At 69.3% G+C, this 4,966-nt stretch carries 4 protein-coding genes; 2 read left to right on the top strand and 2 right to left on the bottom strand.

Annotated elements, in window-relative coordinates:
• Nucleotides 1-1,815: transcriptional regulator (locus AB0D46_RS38265; RefSeq protein WP_362884689.1), on the top strand; the 1,815-nt coding region annotated here is incomplete at its 5' end.
• A 3-nt stretch (nt 1,816-1,818) separates the two neighbouring features.
• Nucleotides 1,819-2,376, top strand: a complete 558-nt coding sequence (locus AB0D46_RS38260; protein ID WP_362884687.1) for an XRE family transcriptional regulator — start codon at nt 1,819-1,821, stop codon at nt 2,374-2,376.
• Nucleotides 2,377-2,486: 110 nt separating this feature from the next.
• Here AB0D46_RS38260 and AB0D46_RS38255 read toward each other — a convergent pair whose 3' ends face one another.
• Nucleotides 2,487-2,960 (bottom strand): MarR family transcriptional regulator, encoded by a 474-nt coding sequence (locus tag AB0D46_RS38255; protein ID WP_281208294.1) that lies wholly within the window; start codon nt 2,958-2,960, stop codon nt 2,487-2,489.
• Complete coding sequence (locus tag AB0D46_RS38250) at nt 2,957-3,673, bottom strand: hypothetical protein (protein WP_362884685.1); 717 nt, start codon at nt 3,671-3,673, stop codon at nt 2,957-2,959. Before AB0D46_RS38250 ends, AB0D46_RS38255 begins: the two co-directional genes overlap by 4 nt.
• Nucleotides 3,674-4,966: the final 1,293 nt, after the last annotated feature.

Genomic DNA, 4,966 nt, shown 5'->3' with positions numbered 1-4,966 from the left:
CGCAGCCCCCCCCCCAACCCTACACACCCCACCCACACACCCGTTAACGGCGTTAACGCCGTTAACACCGCTCCACCCACCCCCCGGACGGCAGCCCACCCGGAACGGACGCTCCCCCGCCCCAAGCCCCGCACCCCCCTCCCCGTCGAGGGCCACGGCCCCCTCGCCGTCCTCGACGGCACCGGCCACGCCCACGCCACCGGCGGCCTCGTGCTCCCCCACCCCACCACCGGGCTGCCCGACCTCATCACCTGGGCCCTCGGCCCCGACGCCGACCTCCGCGCACCCCGCCTCCACCGCAACGGCAAGGACGGCGACCCCCTCCTCGTCCTCACCGCTGCCGCCACCGAGGCCCTCGGTCTCCCCCTCACCCTCGAAGACCGCCGCGCCCTGCGCCTGCCCGACAACCACCCCGTCGTGAAGCAGCTCACGAAGGCCAAGTGGCAGCTCACCCGCCGCGGCTTCGGCCCCTGGCCCCGCATCTACCGCCCCGCCACCCCCGGCACCGGCCGCCAGTGCGTACAGCTCGCGGTCCTCCCCTGGGGCGCCCTCGACACCCGCGCCTGGGGCGAGGACACGGCGGAACTCCCCGCGCCCGAACTCGCCGAGCTCCTCACCACCTACGCCGCCCGCGTCCTCACCCCCCGCGGCTCGACCGCCGTCACGGGCCTGGAACTGATGACGGCCCTGCGCCCGCCCACCCGCGCCGCCCGCGACCAGGCGACCAACACCTGGGTCTCCGCCCCCGTCGCCGGCTCCCTCACCCGCCCCGTCGACCCGGCCCCGCCGGAAGCCCCCGACGAACACCCCGTGGTCGCCGCGCTCTACCCCCGCGCCCACCAACGCACCCCCGACGAGGTCCTCGACGAGGAGGCCCACGACTGGATCCGCGACCCGGAGCTCCTCACCGACGCCGAGTGCGCCCGCACCCACGCGGTCGGTATCGACGTGAACATGGCCTTCGCCGCGGCCGCGAACCGCCTCCTGGTCGGCCTCGGCCCGGCGACCCACACCACCACTCCCCGCTTCGACCCCAAGACCCCCGGCTGCTGGCTGGCCGACCTCTCCACCTTCCGGCTCGACCCCCGACTCCCCAACCCCTTCACCCCCCACGGCGCCCCTCCCGCCGGCCCCGCCTGGTACGCGACCCCGACCCTCGCCTACGCCCAGGAGCTCGGCCACGACGTCCGCCCCACCGAGGCCTGGATCCGCCCCGACAGCGGCGCCTACCTCGACGCCTGGTACACCCGGCTCCGCGACGCCTACCTGGCGACCATGTCCGACCTCGGCATCACCCCGGCCCTCACCGAGGCGGAGTTCCTCCGGGCCATGACCACGTACAAGGACCACCCGAACACCTCCACCGCCGTCCTGTCCGCCATCAAGGCAACGGTCAAGGGGGGCATCGGCAAACTCCGCGAACGCCCCCAGGGCGCCGGCTACCGCCCGGGCGAATCCTGGCCCGCCCTCGAACGCCCCACCTGGCGCCCCGACATCCGCGCGGCCGTCATCTCCACCGCCCGCGTCAACATGCACCGCAAGATGCACAAGCTCGCCGCGGCGACGGACCTGTACCCGGTCGCGGTCCTCTCGGACTGCGCGGTCTACCTCTCCGACGGCCCCAGCCCCCTCGACTTCCTCCCCCGCACCCCCGAGGGCAAGCCCGTCCCCGGCGGCTTCCGCGTCGGCATCAGCCCCGGCATGGTCAAGCACGAAGGCACCCAGCCCCTCCTGTGGGCCGTGCGCATGCTCGACGAAGGCCTCAACCCCGCCCGCCACATCAAGGGCCACGACGCAGCAGCAGACGGCGAGTAACCCATGCCCGACGACATCTCCGACAGCCTCAGCAAGGCCGACGAACCACACTTCACCCGCCCGATCCCCAAGTCCGCGGGCGCCCAGGTCCGCTTCCTGGTCAAGCAGCTCAAAAGCACCAAGGCCGTGGCCGCGGCGCTCGGCATCTCCCAACGCACCGTCGAGCGCTACGTCAAGAACCAGATCAAGCAGCCCAAGCCCGAACTCGCCGCCCGCCTGGAGGCGGAGGTACGCCGCCGCTGGCAGCCCCTGGTCCGCAAGCGCGCCCGCGACCGGGCCGCACGCACCACCGGCCTCGTCATCGAGACCCGCGCCCGTTTCGGCTTCACCGCGGCCCCCGGCACCACCGACGACGGCCGCATGCGCCGCATCACCCAACACCTCCCCCCGGAGTACGCGAACCGCCTCTTCGCCGCCCAGGAAGCCGGCGCCACGGAGGCCCAATTGCGCCACATCACCGCCGAGGCCCTCCAGGAGATCTACTTCAAGGACAACGGCGCCCGCGCCACCTCGCTCCTCGTCGAGTTCACCGACATCGACTACGTCGACTTCGCCTTCTGACGAAGCCCCACGCGCCCCTCTCCGCCCCTAAAAACCCAGGAGGGCCCCGGACATACACCCGGGGCCCTCCAACGCGCCTGAGACCCCCTCAGGCGCCCGCAACAGCACCACTACCCCACGGCGTGCAACGTCCTCCGCCGCTTCGACTCCGCAGCCTTCTTCGCAGCCGCCTGAGCCGCCCGCTTCTTGCGCTGCTCGGCCAACTGATCCTGGTACGCCGCCACTGCCTCGTGGTAGCTGGCGACGTATCCCCGCGCGTCCAGCCGCTCTTCGGCCGGCATCTCGTTCACGGCGGCCACCGCGTCCTCGAACGAGTTGTACCCGGCCAGCATGGGATTGATCTGGTAGACCCCGTTCCTGACCTTCCGCACCAACCGCGCGAGCTCCAGGCTCCGCAGCGCGGCGTTCACGCTCGGCCTGCTCAGCTCCAGCAGCCCCCCGATGGTGGCCTGATCGATGAGGATCCGCCCCCCGGGCTCGCTCAGCGAACGCAGCTTCAGCAGCACGCGGTACGCCGCAGGCGGAAGGTCGAGGTCGGAGAGAAGCCCGTCGGCGTTGACCGCAGCGAATCGCAAGGTGCTCACTGAGCTGTCCCTTCTTCCTTGCGCTGTACCCGGCTCAGCCGGCGCGCAGCGCGCTCTTTGGACCGTTCGGCCCGCAGTTCCTCGATTGCCTGCCGCATGTGGTCCAGCGACGGGAACCGCACCAGGTCGGGCAGGCTCGTATCGCTGCGAATCTGCGAGATGGTGCTGTGCTGCTCCACCTTCACGAACTCACCCGCCGTCTCCGTACCCGGGATGAACTCAGCCACCCGGTAACTGTAGGGCGGGTTGAACTGGTACACACCCCGCCGCACCTTGAAGACGATCCCATGAGACATCACGGTGTGCAGCGCCTCCGACGTCTTTGTCCGACTGACGTCAAGGATCGTAGCCATCTCCTCCTGGGTAAGTGGAATCCGCCCCCCCGCCCGCTGGCAAGCGATGAGCAGCAGAATCAGCCTCAACGGCAGCGCTTCACGGAAGTACTGCGCGATGACCAGGAAGAACTCGAGGCTGTCCATCGAAAACGCATTTGGCTGACTCTGCGTCCCGTAGAACTCCAGCGGCTTGCGCTCACCGTCCAGCGTGAGCTTCCGGCTCGGATACCGCTTGGCGAGACTGTCCAGATCCTTGACCGGAGCCAGCGGCTGACTCCACGCCGAAATCGCGTCATCAACAGGGAGATCAGGACGCGGCGCCCGCGACGGACTCGGCCGGCGGCGCTGTGGCTCTGATGACACGAGGATGCTCTCCACTTCGTTGATCTGCAGAGAGAGTATGTCAACAAGGGTGACACTAATGTCACGCTCGTTGACGTTCGGCGTGTCTTGTGTCCCCCCTGGGGGGACACATCTCGGCCAGGCCCCCAGCGACCCCCCACGGGCCGCCCCACCCCACCGAACCCCTCCCCAGACCCGGTTCACGGACACATCCCCGGAAGAACGTCAGCCCCCCTGACGTTTTAGCCCAAAAACCGTCAGCCTCGCTGACGTTTTACCGTCGTTCTGTCCCCCCACCAGCGACACATCCCCCGAGTTATGTCCCTCCTGAGGGGACATAACTTTCCCTCCGCACCCCACCTGACCTGCGCAAACGCATCTCCGTACCTTCTATAGGCCGTCCCCTACCGCGCTGCGCGCACTGAACGCCGCCTCAAAGCCTTCTACAACCACTTCCCTGACTACCCATCAGACCAACGCTCCACCAACCAAGCCCGGACAGTCCGTCCATAACCACGCTGAATCTGACTGATTCCTATCTCTATCCCCACTCCACTTTGAATCACCCCTCCCCCGAGCATTAACGCCGTTAACACCCATCAACCCCACCCCAAGAATCCCCCCACCCCAACTCAAGCCCCGTTCCACTCCCTGACCTGCACCTTTACCCCACCCCCACATTCCCAACTCCCCCAAACAAACTCCCCTCTTCGCCCCTGAACAACGCGCAGCACCCAACACCGCGGTTCCTTCCTCCCCGCGCAGAGCGCCTGGTCCCCCTACGCCTCACTGCTCCAGCGCCCCTGAGCACACCGGCCCAGAGGGCCGGCCCTATTCAGTAGGCCTTCGCCAACCGAAGCCCTACTCCCGCTCCAGCGCGCAGCGCTGGAGAACAAGTCCGAAGCGAAGCGCAGGACACCAGCGCCAAAGGCGCCGACCCTCCCCAATGGCCCTAGCCCGGCTCACCGGGCCCCGCAGCGCGCAGCGCTGCGGTTTCCCTTCCCAGGCGCGCAGCGCCTGGGCTCTCCTAGCGAAGCGGAAGAACAGGTCCGGAGCGCTGCGCCGGACCCGGCCCGAGGGCCGACCTTGACTCGGCGAAGCCGAGTCTGCTGCGCGCAGCGCAGCGGCTTCTCTTCCTCAGCGCGCAGCGCTGAGGGTCCCAACCTTGACTCGGCGAAGCCGAGTCTGCTGCGCGCAGCGCAGCAGCTTCTCTTCCTCAGCGCGCAGCGCTGAGGGTCCCAACCTGGACTCGGCGAAGCCGAGTCTGCTGCGCGCAGCGCAGCAGCTTCTCTTCCTCAGCGCGCAGCGCTGAGGGTCCCGCTCCGCGGG

The organism is Streptomyces sp. NPDC048383 (genome assembly GCF_040651775.1).
Taxonomy (GTDB): domain Bacteria; phylum Actinomycetota; class Actinomycetes; order Streptomycetales; family Streptomycetaceae; genus Streptomyces.
Note: the sequence above shows the minus strand (reverse complement) of the source record. Positions and strands in the feature narration are given on the sequence as shown.